This window comes from Marinovum sp. E3, assembly GCF_055755275.1.
On sequence record NZ_JBVTQV010000007.1, the window covers coordinates 32889 to 49797 of the forward strand.

At 66.9% G+C, this 16909-nt stretch carries 16 protein-coding genes; 7 read left to right on the plus strand and 9 right to left on the minus strand.

Going from position 1 to position 16909, the window contains the following annotated elements; genetic code table 11:
• Positions 1-9 precede the first annotated feature (9 nt).
• Complete coding sequence (locus tag AC0J5K_RS22140) at positions 10-630, minus strand: glucose-6-phosphate isomerase family protein (RefSeq protein ID WP_283643839.1); 621 nt, start codon at positions 628-630, stop codon at positions 10-12.
• 316 nt (positions 631-946) lie between these two features.
• Here AC0J5K_RS22140 and AC0J5K_RS22145 point away from each other — a divergent pair, with 316 nt between their 5' ends.
• The 7 genes from AC0J5K_RS22145 (at position 947) to AC0J5K_RS22175 (ending at position 8432) form a co-directional block, all read left to right on the plus strand.
• Positions 947-1831 (plus strand): carbohydrate ABC transporter permease, encoded by an 885-nt coding sequence (locus tag AC0J5K_RS22145; protein ID WP_274590862.1) that lies wholly within the window; start codon positions 947-949, stop codon positions 1829-1831.
• Positions 1831-2847 carry a carbohydrate ABC transporter permease gene (locus tag AC0J5K_RS22150; RefSeq protein ID WP_283643840.1) on the plus strand — a complete coding sequence of 339 codons (1017 nt, stop codon included), beginning with the start codon at positions 1831-1833 and terminating at the stop codon, positions 2845-2847. Before AC0J5K_RS22145 ends, AC0J5K_RS22150 begins: the two co-directional genes overlap by 1 nt.
• 26 nt (positions 2848-2873) lie before the next feature.
• Positions 2874-4304, plus strand: coding sequence for an extracellular solute-binding protein (locus AC0J5K_RS22155; protein WP_274590863.1), 1431 nt, complete (start codon positions 2874-2876; stop codon positions 4302-4304).
• Positions 4305-4376: 72 nt separating this feature from the next.
• On the plus strand, positions 4377-5456 hold the full coding sequence (locus AC0J5K_RS22160; protein ID WP_283638769.1) for an ABC transporter ATP-binding protein: 1080 nt from the start codon (positions 4377-4379) through the stop codon (positions 5454-5456).
• The gene (locus AC0J5K_RS22165; protein ID WP_283643842.1) at positions 5456-6946 is read left to right on the plus strand and encodes a xylulokinase; all 1491 of its coding nucleotides are present in this window, start codon (positions 5456-5458) and stop codon (positions 6944-6946) included. Before AC0J5K_RS22160 ends, AC0J5K_RS22165 begins: the two co-directional genes overlap by 1 nt.
• Complete coding sequence (locus AC0J5K_RS22170; protein WP_074837870.1) at positions 6943-7605, plus strand: HAD family hydrolase; 663 nt, start codon at positions 6943-6945, stop codon at positions 7603-7605. The genes AC0J5K_RS22165 and AC0J5K_RS22170 overlap by 4 nt, the downstream gene beginning before the upstream one ends.
• The gene (locus AC0J5K_RS22175) at positions 7602-8432 is read left to right on the plus strand and encodes an aldo/keto reductase (RefSeq protein WP_283646524.1); all 831 of its coding nucleotides are present in this window, start codon (positions 7602-7604) and stop codon (positions 8430-8432) included. The genes AC0J5K_RS22170 and AC0J5K_RS22175 overlap by 4 nt, the downstream gene beginning before the upstream one ends.
• Before the next feature lie 18 nt (positions 8433-8450).
• Here AC0J5K_RS22175 and AC0J5K_RS22180 read toward each other — a convergent pair whose 3' ends face one another.
• From AC0J5K_RS22180 to AC0J5K_RS22215, 8 genes are read right to left on the minus strand one after another with little or no spacing between them, the layout of a single operon-like run.
• Positions 8451-9173, minus strand: coding sequence for an aspartate/glutamate racemase family protein (locus AC0J5K_RS22180; protein ID WP_420398455.1), 723 nt, complete (start codon positions 9171-9173; stop codon positions 8451-8453).
• Positions 9170-10612 (minus strand): amidohydrolase family protein, encoded by a 1443-nt coding sequence (locus AC0J5K_RS22185; RefSeq protein ID WP_420398456.1) that lies wholly within the window; start codon positions 10610-10612, stop codon positions 9170-9172. Before AC0J5K_RS22185 ends, AC0J5K_RS22180 begins: the two co-directional genes overlap by 4 nt.
• Positions 10609-12081, minus strand: coding sequence for an amidohydrolase family protein (locus tag AC0J5K_RS22190; RefSeq protein WP_420398457.1), 1473 nt, complete (start codon positions 12079-12081; stop codon positions 10609-10611). The genes AC0J5K_RS22185 and AC0J5K_RS22190 overlap by 4 nt, the downstream gene beginning before the upstream one ends.
• Entirely contained in the window at positions 12081-13271 is a 1191-nt protein-coding gene (locus AC0J5K_RS22195; RefSeq protein WP_420398458.1) for an amidohydrolase family protein, read from the minus strand. Before AC0J5K_RS22195 ends, AC0J5K_RS22190 begins: the two co-directional genes overlap by 1 nt.
• On the minus strand, positions 13271-13894 hold the full coding sequence (locus AC0J5K_RS22200) for a flavin reductase family protein (protein ID WP_283638771.1): 624 nt from the start codon (positions 13892-13894) through the stop codon (positions 13271-13273). The genes AC0J5K_RS22195 and AC0J5K_RS22200 overlap by 1 nt, the downstream gene beginning before the upstream one ends.
• On the minus strand, positions 13894-14970 hold the full coding sequence (locus tag AC0J5K_RS22205; RefSeq protein WP_420398459.1) for an ABC transporter ATP-binding protein: 1077 nt from the start codon (positions 14968-14970) through the stop codon (positions 13894-13896). The genes AC0J5K_RS22200 and AC0J5K_RS22205 overlap by 1 nt, the downstream gene beginning before the upstream one ends.
• Positions 14967-15959: an ABC transporter ATP-binding protein gene (locus AC0J5K_RS22210; protein WP_048535881.1), complete on the minus strand. Its 993-nt coding sequence runs from the start codon at positions 15957-15959 to the stop codon at positions 14967-14969. The genes AC0J5K_RS22205 and AC0J5K_RS22210 overlap by 4 nt, the downstream gene beginning before the upstream one ends.
• A gap of 11 nt (positions 15960-15970) precedes the next feature.
• Entirely contained in the window at positions 15971-16906 is a 936-nt protein-coding gene (locus AC0J5K_RS22215; RefSeq protein WP_371399033.1) for an ABC transporter permease, read from the minus strand.
• Positions 16907-16909 lie beyond the last annotated feature (3 nt).

A 16909-nucleotide genomic window follows, 5' to 3' on the forward strand; every position in this document is an offset into this window, starting at 1 on the left:
GTCTGTCCGTCAGTCGGTGGTGGCATAAACGCGCGCGATCTCTTCGGCGGCGCGGGGGCAGTAGGTGGGATTGTCGATCGCGGCCCAGCCGTCGCCGTCGGCGACGATACGTTTGGCCATGCCGCCGGCGCGGGCGATGATCTCGTAGTCCTGGCCGCTGTCGCCGGGGTAGCAGAAGCTCATCACCAGCGGCTCGGGGCCGGTGTTGACCGAACGGTGAATCCACAGCGGCGGCACATAGACCAGGGTCTTGGGCCCGATCTCGACGATCTCGGTCGCGCCTTCGGGGGTTTCCAGCAGCATCACCCCCTGCCCGCTTTCGCCGTAATAGGTCTCGGGCCGGTTGCCGCGGGCGTGGATATGGCCGCGGGTCATGTAGTATTCGCCGCCGATCTGCCCCGGCTCCATGAAGGTGGTGCCAAAGATCAGATCGCCCCGGGTCGTTGCCGGGCGGACCTCGTTGACGGCATAGACGATGCGCCCGCCCGCCTCTTGCGCCGCACGGTCGAACGCCGGCGCATCGGCATAGAGCCCGGCAAGATCGCGCAGGCGTTTCTCGTACCGCCCGGTGGCATGGCTCATCGCGCCTGTCGCCGGGTCGATTCGATGCGCTGTCGGTGGCTGGTGCATGGTAGGCTCCCGTTCCAATTTGGTAGTGAACCTACAGAACTGGCGATCAGGCCGCAATGCATTTCTGTAGCCAAACTACCAAATGATGCACGGACCTCGCTGTGCGCAAAACCGTTGTGACTATGAGGATATCGAATTTCACCTTCTATATTAGCGATTTAGGCGAGAATGTGTCACCTCGGCACCCGATGCGAGCCGCACTACAGATGCTGGAGATTTTCACCTTTCCCCTGCACTTTCTGTAGTTATGCTACTTTTTGATGTTGATTTCGACCCCGGACTGCGGCAAGTTGCCCGGCAACGGAGGACACCTGACATGAGCCAAACCCCACAGCCTGACAGGGTGAAGTACGCCTTCATCTTTCCGGCCTTCCTGCTGGTGCTGACGATCACGCTTTTTCCGCTGATCTACGCCCTTGTCGTCTCGTTCCAGACGATCCGGATCGTGCCGCCGGTGCCGCCGAAATTCGTGGGTTTTGACAATTACGCCGAGATCCTGGCTTCGGCCCGCTTCTGGGGCTCGATCCAGGTGACGGCGGTGATCGTCTTTGTCTCGGTCGCGCTGCAATATGTGCTGGGCTTCGCGCTGGCGCTGACCCTGCATCACAATGTGCCGGGCGCGAGCCTCTACCGCGTCAGCTTCCTGCTGCCGATGTTCCTGGCCCCGGTCAGCGTAGCGCTGATTGCGAGGATGCTGTTTCACCCGGTGCTCGGCCCGGTGAACGAGTTCTTTACCCTCTTCGGGTTGGAAAACCTGCCGTTCCTGACATCGCCCAGCTTCGCCATCGCCACGCTGATTACCGTCGAGATCTGGCAATGGACGCCCTTCGTGGTGCTCTTGATGCTGGCCGGGCTTCAGGGCCTGCCGTCCGAAGTGTTCGAGGCCGCCCGCGTCGACAACGTCTCGGCCTGGCGCCGGTTTCGCGACCTGACCTTCCCGATGCTTCTGCCGCTCTCGGTGGCGGTGGTGTTCATCCGCCTGATCGAAGGCTTCAAGATCATCGATACCGTGTTCGTGCTGACCGGGGGCGGGCCCGGCACCTCGACCGAAACGCTGACCCTCTTCGCCTACAACGAGGGTTTCAAGAAATTCAACATCGGCATGACCTCGGCGCTCAGCTTCCTGTTCCTGATCGTGGTGATCCTGTTCGGCACGCTCTACCTCGCCGCGGCGCAACGCATGATCCGGAGATACCAGTGATGGACCGTACAACCTTTCGCCGCCTTGGCCTCGGCCTCGCGCTGATCTGGCTGGCCTTCTGCCTGTTTCCGCTCTGGTGGGTGCTGGTCACCGCCTTCAAGCCACCCTCGGCGGTGAGCGGCGGCGCCACCTATATCCCCTTTGTCGATTTTCAGCCCACATGGCAGGCCTTTCGCGATGCCTTTTCCGGGGTGCGGGGCGATTTTGCCGGGCCGATCTTCAGCTCGCTCGCGGTGTCGCTGGTCTCGACCGCGCTGGCGGTATTCCTCGGGGCGATGGCGGCCTATGCGCTGGTCCGGTTCGAGTTCCGCATCCGCCTGCTGGCCGGGCTGGTCTTTGGCGTGCTCTCGATCGGCGGTTTTGCCCTGCTCAACCAGGGCGCAGGCCTCTCGGTGCCGCAATCGCTGGGTCTTGTCATGCTCATCGCCCTGCCGGTGGCGATCTGGCTCAATGGCCGTAACCTGCCCGGGCCGGTGCTGGGCAATGACGATGTGACCTTCTGGTTTGTCTCGCAGCGGATGTTCCCGCCCATCGTCTCGGCCTTTGCGCTGTTCCTGCTTTATGCCGAGATGAACAAGGCCGGGGTGCGGCTGCTCGACAGTTTCCCGGGGCTGGTCGCCGCCTATACCGCCTTTGGCCTGCCCTTCGCAGTGTGGCTGATGCGCGACTTCTTTGCCAATGTCCCGGTCGAGGTCGAAGAGGCCGCGATGGTCGACAACATCGGGCGCATGCGGATCTTTTTCCAGATCGTGCTGCCGATGTCCAAGCCCGGGCTGGTGGCCACATCGATGATCGTTCTGGCCTTCATCTGGAACGAGTTTCTCTTTGCCCTGCTGCTGACCTCATCCAAGTGGCAGACCCTTCCCATCCTCATGGCCGGACAGAATTCGTCGCGCGGCGATGAGTGGTGGGCAATTTCCGTGGCCGCGCTGATTTCGATCATCCCGATGATCGCGGTCGCCATCTTTCTCGGGCGCATGATGCGTTCGGGGTTTCTTGCCGGCTCTATCAAGTGACGGCGTTTCCAGGGAGGAAAATCCACATGAAAAACCTGATGCTCGCCACCGCGCTTGTGCCGATTGCCGGGCTGGCCAGCGCGGCCTGCGCCCCCGATTATTCCGGCGTGACGCTGACCGTCTCGACCCAGAATGGCCCCTTCATCGCCTCGGCGCTGAAAACCGCCGCCGACAGCTGGCAGGAAAAGACCTGTGGCACCGTCGAGATCGTCGAATTTCCCTTCTCCGAGCTTTATCCCAAGTTCCTCACCGCGATGAGCCAGCAGACTGGCGATTTCGACGTCATCGGCTTTATCCCCGCCTGGGCGCCGGATTTCGCGCCCTTCCTGTCGACCATGCCGGCCGAGATGCAGCAGGGCCCGGCCTGGGAAGACATTCACCCGGTCTACCGCGAACGGCTGATGTCTTGGGGTGGCGAGGTGAAATCGGCGACTATGGACGGCGACATGCACATGCTGAACTATCGTGCCGACCTGTTCGAAGACGAAGCAAACAAGGCGACGTTCAAGGAACAATACGGCTATGACCTCGCCGCGCCGGTGACCTGGGATCAATATTACGACATCGCCGAATTCTTCACCGCCTCGGACGCGGTGGATTTCGGCACGGCCGAGGCCTACCGCCGCGGCGGCCAGCAGTTCTGGTATTTCTTCAGCCACGCCGCCAGCTACACCAACAACCCCAACACCCCCGGCGCGATGTTCTTTGATCCCGAAACGATGGATGCGCAGATCAACAACCCGGGCTGGCTCAAGGCGCTGGAGGATTACAAGCGCGGGCTGGAGTTCAATCCGCCGGGCGCGCTCAACAATGGCTCGGGCGACGTGCGGCCGCTCTATTCCGGCGGCACCGTGGCGATGAACATCGACTGGGCCGACAGCGGCGTTCTGGGGGCGACCGAAGGTGCGATTGCGGGCAATGTGCGCACCGCCGTCCTGCCCGGTGCGACCGAAATCTGGAACTCGGAAACCGAGAGCTGGGACAGCTTCGACAGCCCCGTCGCCTCGCCCTTCCTGGCCTTTGGCGGCTGGCAGCTGGCCGTCCCGGGCGACAGCCGCAACAGCGAGGCGGCCTGGTCTTACGTCGCCGAGGTCACCAGCCCCGAGGTCTCGGGCCAGGCCATCGTCACCGCCAACACCGGGGTGAATCCCTACCGGCTGAGCCACTACGAGAATCTCGACAATTGGTCGGCGATCTTCACCCCGGCAGAAGCCAAGAGCTACCTGACCGCGCAGCGCGCCTCGCTGGATGCCGACAACGTGGCACTTGACCTGCGGCTGCCGGGCTTTTTCTCTTATACCGAGGTGCTGGAGATCGAACTGTCCAAGGCGATTGCCGGCCAGGTCGAGCCGCAGGAGGCACTGGATGCCATTGCCGCCGAGTGGAACAAGCTGACCGATGAATTCGGCCGCGACAACCAGCTCGCTGCCTATCGCGCCGCGATGGGCCTCGACTGACCCTTGCCTCCCCCGTGGTCCCGCCCCTTCGGGCGGGGCCGCATCAGCGCCCGAATGACCGAGGAGAGAGCCATGCTCGACACCGCCGCAACGCCGCATATCGTCTTTGATCAGATCACCAAGTCCTATGGCGCGGCCCAGGTCGTGCCGCCGCTCGATCTGACCATCAACAAAGGCGAATTCATTGTCCTTGTCGGCCCCTCGGGCTGTGGCAAGACGACCACCCTGCGCATGCTCGCCGGGCTGGAAACCGTAACCAGCGGCCAGGTGCATATTGCCGGCGCAGACCTGACCCACGCCCGCCCCGGCGAACGCGACTGCGCCATGGTGTTTCAGAACTACGCGCTTTACCCGCATATGAGCGTGCGCGAGAATATCGGCTACGCCATGAAGGTGCATGGCACCCCGAAAGCCGAGATCGACGCCCGGGTCGACGAGGCCGCCCAGCTTCTGGGGCTGGAACCTTACCTCGACCGCAAGCCGCGCAATCTCTCGGGCGGGCAGCGCCAGCGGGTCGCCATCGGCCGGGCGCTGGTGCGCCATCCGCAGGTCTTTCTGTTCGACGAACCGCTGTCCAACCTCGACGCCAAACTGCGCGTGGAAATGCGCACCGAAATCAAGCTGTTGCAGAAACGCCTTGGCACCACCGCCGTCTATGTCACCCATGATCAGGTCGAAGCCATGACCATGGCCGACCGCGTCGTGGTGATGCGCGCCGGGGTGATCGAACAGGTGGATGCGCCGATCCGGCTTTACGAGGAACCGGCCAACCGCTTTGTCGCCAATTTCATCGGCTCGCCGGCGATGAATTTCTTCGAGGTCGCCACCCGCGACGGCGCCGCCTGGCTCGATGGTCAGCGCCTGCCGCTATCGTCCGAGGCTTTCGCCCGCACCGGCGCCCGCGAACGCGTCACCCTCGGCATTCGGCCCGAACATATGGACGGCGGCGACCAGCCCGAAGCGCTCACCCTGCGCTGCGACACGCTGGAGCCTCTGGGCGCCCATACACTTGTGCTGGGCCACATCGGCGGGGACAAGGTCGTGGCCCAGGTCGCGCCGCGCTTTCCGGCGGAACCGGGCCGCGACTGCACCGTGCAGGTCGATATGAGCAAGGCGCATTTCTTCGACATCGACACCGAGACAAGGCTTTGATGACCCGCGATCTCTATCTTGCGATTGACGTCGGCACCGGCGGCTTGCGCGCCGCCCTGGTGGGCCGCGACGGGCGCATCCTGGCACTGAGCCACCGCGAGCACGAGCAGATCGTGCCGCAATTCGGCTGGTCCGAGCAGCGGCCCGCCGATTGGTGGGCGGGCACCCGCGCGGTGGTGCGCGCGGTGCTGGATGAAATCGACACTGCCGCCAGCCGCGTCGCCGCAATCTGCACCTGCGGCCAGATGCATGGCACGGTGCTGATCGACGACGCCGGCGCGCTGACCCGCGATACCGTGCCGTTATGGAACGACAAGCGCACCGCGCCGCAGGTCGCGGGTTTTGCCGCCCGGACGGATCCGGCCGAGGTGCTGCGCCTGACCGCCAATCTGCCCGCCACCGCCTGGCCGGCCTTCAAACTGGCGTGGCTGGCCGAAAACGATCCGCAGGCGCTGGCCCGCGCCAGCAGCGTGCTGATGCCCAAGGACTGGATCAACTTCTGCCTTACCGGCCGCTGCGCACAAGATGTGACCGAGGCCTCGCTGTCCTTCCTGATGGACTGCCGCACCCGGAAATGGTCGGACGAGATGTGCGCGCTGACCGGCGTCGACCGCGCGCTTCTGCCCGATCTGCATGCGCCGCAGGACATCCTCGGCCCGCTCCTGCCGCAGGTTGCCGCCGAACTGGGGCTCTCGGCCGATATCCCGGTGCTGGTCGGCGCCGGCGATTATCCCCTGGCGCTCACCGGCTCTGGCGTGATCGCGCCTGGCATGGGCTCGGATGTCACCGGCACCTCGACGATCATCACCCTGATGCATGACGCACCGGTGATCGACCCCGAAATTTCCAATGTGCTCTCGGCCAGCGGCGCCTGGGGCGCGATGACGTTGCTCGATGCGGGCGGCGATGCCGTCCGCTGGGCGCGCCGGGCCTTTCACGGCAATGCCCGCAGCTATGCCGAGATCGCCGCCGACGCCGAGGCGGCGAACCCCGGCGCCGACAAGCTGTTTTTCCTGCCCTATCTCTCGGGCGAGCGCCATCACCCGGGCTCGCGGGCGCAGTTCTTTGGCCTGACCGCCGGCCATGGCCTGCCCGAATTGCACCGCGCGGTGCTCGAAGGGGTGGCGCTCGCCATGCGCCTCCGGCTGGACGGGTTGCAGGGCGATGCCGGTCGCCCGGAGCGCATCGTGGCCGCCAGCGGCGGCGCGAAAAACGCGCTCTGGCTCAGGATCAAGGCCAGCATGTTCGGCGTGCCCTACCTGGTGCCCGAAGAGCTGGAATGCGGCGTGGTGGGCGCGGCAATGCTGATGGCGACGGCCACCGGCGATGCGCCCGATCTCGCCCACGCCGCCCGCCGCATGGTGCGCTACGCCCATGAGATTGCCCCCGATCCGGGCTGGGCCGACACCTACAATCGCATGGCACCGGTCTTTCATCGGCTGTACCACACGGCCAATGACATCTATCCGGAGCTGGACAACCTGCCATGAGCACCCCGACACGCGCCATCCTGTGGGACATGGACGGCACCCTGATCGACAGCGAACCGGCACATGAGGCGGCCTTTGACAGCGCCCTGCGCGAGACCGGCCTGACCGTGCCCGAGAGCCTGCACGCCGACCTTCTGGGCGCCAGCGGCGACACGGTCTTTGCCGCGCTGCAAGAGGCCACCGGCACACCGCTTTCGCTGGCCGACTGGACCCGGCTCAAACATCGCCACTTCGAACATCACGCCCGCGCCATCACCCGCCTGCCCGCCGCCGCATTGGCCGAGCGGCTGGCGGCGCGCGGCGTGCCGATGGCGCTGGTGTCCAATTCCACCGCCGAAGAAGTGGCGTTCTGCCTGCGAACCACCGGCCTCGACACGCTGCTGACCACCATCGTCACCCGCGCCGACGTGTCCCAGGGCAAACCGGCACCCGAGGGCTATCTGCTTGCCGCCCGGCGCCTGGGTGTGGCGCCGCAACAATGTCTTGTCGTCGAAGACAGCCCGACCGGCGCCGCCGCCGGCTGTGCCGCCGGCATGCAGGTGATCTATCATCCGCAGTTTCCCGACCCTTCCCCGCCACCGGGCGCGCGCTATGTCGCCCCCGACCAGCCGCCGGTGCCGCTGATCGAAACATTTCTGACCCAGAAGGACCCCTTATGACCGACATCCGCCAACTCCCCCTCAACGACGACCGCCACCTGCCGCAACTGGGCATCGGCGTCTGGCAGATCGACGATGCCACCACTCCCGGCGTGGTCAGCACCGCCGTCGAACTGGGTGTGCGGCTGATCGACGGCGCCTTCATCTATGGCAACGAAGCCAGCATGGGCGAAGGCATCCGCCAGGCCCTGGTGTCGCGCGACGCGCTTTTTGTCACCTCCAAGGTGTGGAACGCCGATCAGGGCTATGACAGCGCCCGCGCCGCCATCGACGGCAGTCTCGGGCGGATCGGGCTCGATTACCTCGACCTCGCACTGATCCACTGGCCCTGCCCGGCGCGTGATCAATATGTCGAGACATGGCGCGCGCTGATCGACGCCCGTGCGGCCGGCAAGGTCCGCTCGATCGGGGTGTCGAACTTCAACCCCGACCACCTCGACCGGCTGATCGACGAGACCGGCGTTACCCCGGCGGTCAATCAGATCGAGATCAACCCGCAGTTCCAGAACGCCGGGGTGCGCGCCGCCAATGACGCGCGCGGCGTCGTATCCCAGGCCTGGACGCCCCTGGGCAATGGCAAGTCCTTCGACGCTCCCGCCATCCGCGAGGCCGCCGCGCGCAGCGGCAAGAGCCCGGCGCAGGTGATCCTGCGCTGGCATGTCCAGCTGGGACATTCGGTGATCCCGCGTTCGACCAAGCGGGATCATCTGGCCAGCAATCTCGACGTGATGGATTTCGAGCTGACCGGGGCCGAGATGGCCGCCATCGCCGCGCTGGAGGCCGGCGCGCGGTGCGGCCCGGATCCGGAAAGCTTCGAGGCCGAGTGAGCCCCCGGCCGCGCCCGTTCAGGGCGCGGCCACGCAGGGCACCGTGCGCGCCCGCTCCGTGCCGCCGGCATAGGCGCCCGCCGGCGAGGTTTTCAACCCGGCCGCCACCAGTGCCTCGGCCAGGGTCACCGCACAGGTCACCCCGTCGATCACCGGCAGGCCGAAGCGCCGCGCCAACCGGTCGTTCAGGTCTGCCATGCCGGCACAGCCGAGCACGATGGCATCGGCCCGATCCTCCGAGATCGCCGCAGCGATCTCGGCGGCGATACGTGTCTCGGCCCGGGCCGGATGGGTCTCGAGCTCGAGTACCGGCACGTCTGTGGCCCGCACCCCGACGCAGCGCCGGGCCAGCCCGTAGCGGTCGAGGTTGTCCTCGAGCCCCGGCACCGACCGCGCCAGGGTGGTGACCACGGCAAACCGCGTGGCGATCATCGTCGCGGCATGAAACCCCGCCTCGCCGATCCCGATCACCGGCCCGTCAAAGACACAGCGCAGCGCATCGACGCCGGTGTCGTCAAAACAGGCCACCACAACCGCATCGACATCCGGGTGCCGCCGCGCCACCTCGAGCAGCCCCTGCTGGCTGCGCGCGACATCAAGGAAACCCTGGATGCTTTCGGGGCCGATGTCGGGCTGGATGGCAATGATCTCGGTGCCCGGCCGCGCCACCCGGCGCGCGGCGGTGGCGATCTTGGCGGTCATGGCGCGGGTGGTGTTGGGGTTGATGACAAGCAGCCTCATGTCGCGGGCCTTTCTTCGGGAGATCTTGCAGAGCGCCACAGCCGGGCGGGTTCGTCGCGCAAGCCGGTCAGCCCGGCGTCGCGGATGGCGCGGTCGGCCGCCTCGGTTGCCTCTGCCAGCACCGTCTCCGGGTCCAGCGTTTGCGACCGGCGCTCGCGCAACACGACGCGGCCGTTGACCAACACGGTCTCGACATCGGCGGCATTGGCGAAATGGGTCACCGCATGCAGCGGCATGGCCTGCGGCGTCAGATGCGGTTTGCCCATGTCGATCAGCACCACATCGGCTTTCTTGCCGACCTCCAGCGAGCCGAGATCATCCGCGCGGCCCAGCGCGCGGGCGGCATCGATGGTGGCCATCTCCAGCACCTTGCCCGGCGGCAGGACCGTCGGGTCGCGGAAGTGGCGGCGGTGATAATGCATCGCCTGCGCCATGTGGCGGAACATGTCATAGCCCCGGTCCGGTGCGGCGGCGTCGGAGCCGAGCGCCACGGTGATGCCCCGGTCGATCATCTCGGGCGCCGGGCAGCGGCCGAAGATCGACATGATGGCGCTGGGGTTATGGGCCACGGCGGCGCCGGTCTCTTGCAGTGCCTCGATGTCCTCTTCGGTCAGATCAACGCAATGCGACAGGAGGGCATGCGGCCCCAGCAGCCCCAGCGCGCGGGCATAGGCAATGGTGCCGTCGCGGTGGCCGTCCTGGGTGAGCGGCACGTCATGCCGGGCGCGCAGGTCGCAGACCGCTTCGGTCATCCGCCGCACCTCGGCTTCGGGCACCTCCCCCCGGTCGTCGCTGCCATAGACCGGCATGACGAGGCAGACGCCGGTGCCGGCACCCAGAAGATCGTCATGCGCCGCGATCAGCGCCTCGCTGACCTCGAGCTGCCGCGCGAAACCGACCGCGACGGGCGCGCCGTCCGGCCCGTGATAAGGCAGCGGAAACGGCGGCCGGTTCGGACCCACCGCCAGCACCGTGCGAAGGCCCGCATCGCGGGTGGCGGCGCAATGCGCGGCGCCAAAGGCCGGGTCGTCGGTGCGATAGATATCGGCACCACCGCCCAGCAGGGTGACACAGGTGGTCACCCCGCCCAGCAGCCGCTCGAGCAGCGAGAGCCGCGCCTCGGCGGCCCAGAAGCCGGGCCCGGTCGGGCCGGTATAAAGCCGCGCGCAGGCGTCGAACCAGGTCGAGACATCGCCGGCCCCCAAGGCCCGCACCAACCCGTGACCGGCATGGGAATGACAGTCGATCAGGCCGGGAATGGCCACCCTGCCCCGCGCCTCGATCACCTCGCCCGCCCGGTCGGCCAGCGGCGCCAATTCGGCGTCGGGTCCGATGGCGGTGATCCGGTCGGCCTCGATGGCGATGGCGGCATCCTCGATCACCCTTCGGTCGGCATCGACGGTCAGCGCGGTGACATGGCGGATCAGGATATCGGTCATGCCGGCGCCTTTCGCAGCGGGTAGGCGGCGGGGAAGATCTCGTCCGGCGGCGGATGGCCGAAGGTGCGATCGGGGTATTGCGCCTTCATCGCGTCGAACCGCTGCTGCGCGCCCGCGCGCAGGGCGTCATGGTCGACGCCGGGGATGGCGCCATCCTCCATCACCGTGCGGCCCTCGATCACCACCGTCCGCACATCGCGGCCCGAGCCGTTGAGCATCAGCGTCTGGATCGGATCGATCACCTGCCCCATGGCCGGATCATCGAGCCCGATGACGGTGATATCCGCCCGCGCGCCGGGGCTCAGCCGGCCCAGATCGTCGCGGCCCAGCGCCCTGGCGCCGCCCAGGGTCGCCGCGTCATAGAGATCGGCGGCGCTGACGGCGCCGGCCTCGCGGCGCGCCAGCCGCGCGGTGATCAGCCCGATCTGCATGTTGAGGATCATGTCGGGCGGATGGGTGTCGGTGCCCATTCCGATGGTCAGCCCGGCGTCGCGATAGGCGGCGAAATTATCCATCGCCGTGCCGCCGCGCGCCATCACCAGCGGGCAATGCGCCAGCGCCGCGCCGCTTTCGGCGATGATCTCCAGATCGGGCGCCGCATGGGTCATGCCGTTGCGCCCCGCCAGATAGGTCAGATGCGGCAGGATCGCGCGCGGCGAGAGAAAGCCGATATCGCGCAGCCATTCCGCCGGGCTGCGGCCATGCATCCGCAACACGCTCTGATACTCGAAGGCCGACTGACAGCAATGCAGCCGCACCGGCACCTCCAGCTCGCGCACAGCCTCGGCGGTGCGCGCCAGCAGCGTCTCGGTGCAGGTCTCGATCCGGTCGGGCGTCAGCATGGTGCGGATCAGCCCGCCGCCCTGCCCCTCGAAATCGCGGCAGAAGCGCAGCGCCTCTTCCAGCCCGTGAAGTCCCCGCGCCTCGTCGAAATGAAAGCCGATCTCGCCGGCGCCTTTGACGTAGGTATTGCCGCTGCGATAGGCGGGGCCGAGGTAGACGCGCAGGCCCAGCTCTTCGGCCGCCGCGGCCGCACCGGCAAATTCCTCGCGGGTCTCGCCCCATTCGCGATAGAACAGCGAGGCGATGGGCAGCGCGGTGGTGATGCCATTGGCGATCAGCCGGGTGAAGGCATAGCGTTTCTGCCAGACCAGATCCTCCGGGCTGTACATCTCGCGCGGGCCCGCCTGCATATAGCTCTCGGGCCAGACGCGGCCCTTTTTCCAGGCCGGCTGGTTGTCGAGACCGAGAATGGTGGTGTCGAGATCCGAAAGCGCATCGAGGTCGATGAACCCCGGGCCAATCAGCGCCGCACCGCAGTCGATGCGCCGCGCCACTTCGCCGGGGAAATCATGGCCGACAAAGACGATCTCGCCGCCCTCGTAAACCACCTCGCCACGGGGCAGGAGCAGATGGCGGCCGTTTTCGTGGCCGACCACCCAGTCGGCTGTCATCAGCGTGCGACCCATCACGGCGCCTCCTGCAGGGCTTTGCCATCGCGCGCGACGATGCGCCCGGCCTTGAGCACCAGCCGGCGCGGCGGATGCGAGACCACCGCATGGGTCACCGTCTCGGCCTCCACCAGCACCAGATCGGCGGTGCAGCCTTCGGTGATGCCATGGCCCGCCAGCCCCATGACCCGCGCCCCGGCGCCAGAGCAGCACCAGAAGGCGTGTTCGACGTCACGGTCGGCGCGCAGGTTGTTGCGCAGGCCCAAGAGCATGGCGCGTTCCAGCATGTCGGCGTTGCCATAAGGCCCCCAGGTATCGCGGATCCCGTCCGAGCCGGCGCAGAGCACCACCCCGGCGGCCCGCAGGTCCTCGGCCAGAGGCACCGGCCGCGACGGCGTGGCGACGGTGGCGATATGCACCTGCGCCTCGGCCAGTTCGGCCACCAGCGCACGGGCACGGTCGCGGTCGGGCATGCCGAGGCAGAAGGCGTGGGAAATGGTCACCCGCCCCTGCATCCCGTGGGCACGGGTGCGGTCGAGGATCATCTCCATCGAAAAGGCGCCAAGCTCGCCCGGTTCATGCAGGTGGATGTCGATCGGCTTGCCGTATTTCTCGGCCAGCGCAAAGACCGCGTCGAGCTGCCCCTTGGGATCGGCGTCGATGCCGCAGGGATCGAGCCCGCCGACCACGTCGGCCGGGCCTTGCAGCGCGCGCTCCATCAGTTCGAGCGTGCCGGGGCGCGACATCAGCCCGGATTGCGGAAAGGCGACGATCTCGATGTCGATCTGCCCGGCGAGTTCCTCGCGGGTGCGGGCGACGCCCTCGATCCCCGCCAGCCCGCAATCGGTGTCGATGTCGACATGAGAGCGGATCGCCGTCGAGCCATGGCCGAGCGACAAGAGCGCCTGCCGCATCGACTGGCGGTAAGGGTCGATGTTCCACTCCTTGCGCAGCTTGCGCTCGTTGTCGATCTTGTCGCGCAGGGAGGGTCCGGCCTGATGTTCGCGCCAGCCCATGCCCCAGAGTGACTTGTCGAGATGGGTATGCGCCTCGACCAGACCGGGCAGCGCCAGCGCGCCGCCGCAATCCTCGACCGGCAGGTCTGGGGCGGCGAGGTCTTTGCCGATGCGGGCGATACGGCCCGCGCGGACCTCCATGTCGCAGGTCTCCTGCCCGAGCGGGCGCAGGTTCTTCAGCAGGATATCCATCAGCTCGCTTTCGCCGCGGCCAGCGCCGGGGTCGCCTTGAGCTCGAACTGCCGGTCCGAGACGATGTAATTGTCGGCATGCAGCCGCGCCACCGGCTGATAGACCTCGGGCCGCACATAACGGCCCTCGTCGTCGAGACAGGCGTCGCGCACATGCATCTGCACCACTTCGCCCAGCACGATGGCGCGGCGCGGGTAGTCGATGATCTGGCTCACCCGGCATTCCATCGCCGCCGGCGCCTCACCCACCCGCGCCGGCGCGATCTTGAGCGAGGGCGCATGACTGAGGCCGGTGAGTTCCACCTCGTCGACGTCATCGGGAAAGCCGATGCCGCAATCCACCATCTGCTGCGCGATCGCCATGTCGCAGAGGTTGACGGTGAACTCTTGCGACCGGCGGATGTTGCGCAAGGTCTCCTTTTCGCTGCCGCAGGGCTTGGCCTGGATGCCGAGGATGACAATCGGCGGATCCTGCGAGAAGACGTTGAAAAAGCTCATCGGCGCGGCGTTGGGCCGCCCATCCGCATCGCAGGTCGTCACCAGCGCGATCGGGCGCGGGGCGACGAAACTGCACAGCAGGCGGTAGCGGTCCTGCGGCGGCAAGGCCTCGAAATCGAATTCCATCAGGCGGCCCCCCGCGCCAATTGCATGCGCGCGCCCTCGCCAGTTTCGCACGCCACCGTTTCCGGCGTGTCGCGCCCCTCCTCGACCGCGTGGCAGGCAACGATGCTGCCCCCGGCCCGCCTGCGGGCCTCGGCGGCTTGCGCCCGGCAGCGGTCATTGGCCAGCGGGCAGCGCGGGTTGAAGGAACATCCGGGCGGCGGGGTGATCGGGTTCGGCACCTCGCCGATCACCGGCGCGCGGTTGCGCCGGCCCATGGTGATGTCGGGCACCGTGTCCATCAGCAGGCGGGTGTAGGGATGTTCCGGCGCCGAAAAGATGCGCTCGGCCGGCCCGGCCTCGACCAGCCGGCCCAGGTACATGACGCCGACATAGTCGGACATGAAGTCCACCACCGCCAGGTCATGGCTGATGAACAGATAGGTCAGCCCCAGCTCGTCCTGCAAATCGCGCATCAGGTTGAGAACCTGGCTCTGCACCGAGACGTCGAGCGCCGAGGTCGGCTCATCGCAGACCAGGAACTCGGGTTTGGACGAGATCGCCCGGGCAATCGAGATCCGCTGGCGTTGACCGCCGGAGAATTCATGCGGGAACTTCTCGCCATCGCGGGCCGAAAGGCCGACCAGCTCCAGCAGGCGGCCCACTTCGGCCCGTTCCTCGGCCTTCGAGGAGGTGATGCCGAAACTGCGCAGCGGCTCGGCGATGATGTCGCGCACCCGCCAGCGCGGATTGAGGCTGGCATAGGGGTCCTGAAAGATCATCTGGATGCGCTTGCGGAAAGCGCCACGGTCGGCGGCGGCCAGCTTGGTCAGATCGGTGCCGTCAAAGGTGATCTTGCCCGCGCTTGCCCCGTGCAGCCCGACCACCAGCTTGGCGACGGTGGATTTGCCGCAGCCGGATTCGCCCACCAAGGCAAAGGTCTTGCCGCGTGGAATGTCGATGTTGAGCCCGTCGACGGCGCGCAGGCTGCGGCGGCCCTTGCGCTCGATCAAGCGGTTCAGCAGCGGCGGCGAGAGGTCGAAGGTCTTGGACAGGCCGTCGAGCGCGACCAGCGGCTTCTGTTCGGTTGCGGTGCTCATGCCGGTTCCTCCTGGTAGAGATGACAGGCGACATGGCCGCCCTCGACCGGCAGCGCCGCCGGTCTGGTCTGTTGGCAGGTGTCAAAGGCGCGCGGGCAGCGCGGGTGAAAGGCGCAGCCCGAGGGCAGATCGGTCAGCCGCGGCATGGCGCCGTCGATCTGGGTCAGTCGCTGGACGCCCGAGCCGACGCGCGGGATCGATTGCATCAGACCCTTGGTATAGGGGTGGCGCGGGTCGCGGACGACGCGGTCGACCGATCCGATCTCGACCACCCGGCCGGAATACATCACCGCCACGCGGTCGGCGGTCTCGGCGATCACCCCCATGTCGTGGGTGACGAGGATCACCGCCGCGCCGCGTTCGCGGCACATCTTCTTCAGCAGGTCGAGGATCTGCGCCTGGATCGAGACGTCGAGCGCGGTGGTCGGCTCGTCTGCGATCACCAGCGACGGCTCGGCACAGAGCGCCAGCGCGATCACCACCCGTTGCCGCATCCCGCCCGAGAACTGGTGCGGATACTGGTCGATCCGCGCCTCAGGGGCGGGAATGCCGACCTCGGCCAGGCATTCGATGGCGCGGGCGCGCGCCGCCTCCTTGCTCTTGGGCAGATGGGTACGGATGGTTTGCACCAGTTGCTGGCCGACGGTCATCAGCGGGTTGAGGCTGGTCAGCGGGTCCTGAAAGATCGCGCCGATCCGGCGGCCGCGCAGCCGCCGCATCTCATCCGGCGACAGGGTGTCGATGCGCTTGCCCTCGAAGAGGATCTCGCCCCGGTCGATGCGGCCGGGCCGCTCCAGCAACCCGGTGATGGCGGTGCCGGTCAGCGATTTGCCGGCGCCGCTTTCGCCCACCATGCCGAGGATTTCGCCCGGCGCCAGATCGAAGGTGATGCCGTCGACCGCGCGCAGCGGCCCGTGGCGGGTGTCAAAGCAGATCGACAGGTCGCGCACGCTGAGCAGCGGGGCATTGGGGAAGGTCGTTGTACTCATCGTCATTCCTTTCAGCGCAGCTTGGGGTTCAGCGCGTCGCGCAGCCAGTCACCCAGCAGGTTGACCGCCAACACCAGCGCCACCAACGTCAGCGAGGGGAAGATCACCACCCACCAGACACCCGAGAAGAGATATTCGTTGCCGACGCGGATCAGCGTGCCGAGCGAGGGGTTGGTGGGCGGCATGCCGACCCCGAGGAAAGAGAGCGTCGCCTCGATCAGGATCGCCATGGCCAGGTTGATGGTCGCAATCACCAGCACCGGGCCCATGACGTTGGGCAGGATGTGGCTGAACAGGATGGCAAAGGGTTTCCGGCCGACAAGCTGCGCCGCATAGACGTATTCGCGCGAGCGTTCGACCATGGTCGATGAACGCACGGTCCGGGCATATTGCACCCAGGTCGTCACGGTGATGGCAAAGACCAGGACGATCAGAGCCGCGCTGTCGTGCATTTCGCGTGGCAGCGCGCCGCGGACGATCCCGCTGACCAGCAGCGCCACGAGGATGGTGGGAAAGCTCAGCATGACGTCGGCGATCCGCATGAAGAAGGCGTCGATGGCGCCGCCGAAATAGCCCGAGACCAGGCCGATCACGATGCCGATCACCATGGCGAAGGCGACCGAGACAAAGCCCACCGCCAGCGAGATCCGCGAGCCGTAGAGGATGGCCGAGAACACGTCGCGGCCCTGGTTGTCGGTGCCCAGCAGGAAGCGGGGATCGCCGCCCTCGGCCCAGACCGGGGGCAATTCGCTGTCCCACAGGCTCAGCGTCGAGACGTCGAAGGGATCATGCGGCGCGATCCAGGGCGCCAGAACGGCGGCCAGCACGATCACCAGCGTCACGACAAAGGCGCCGACGGTGATCCACGAGGTCCGGAACTTGTAGAACAAATCGCTTTCGATGATCGCGGCGAGGCGGGATTGGGGGAATGCTTCAAGAGACATCATGAA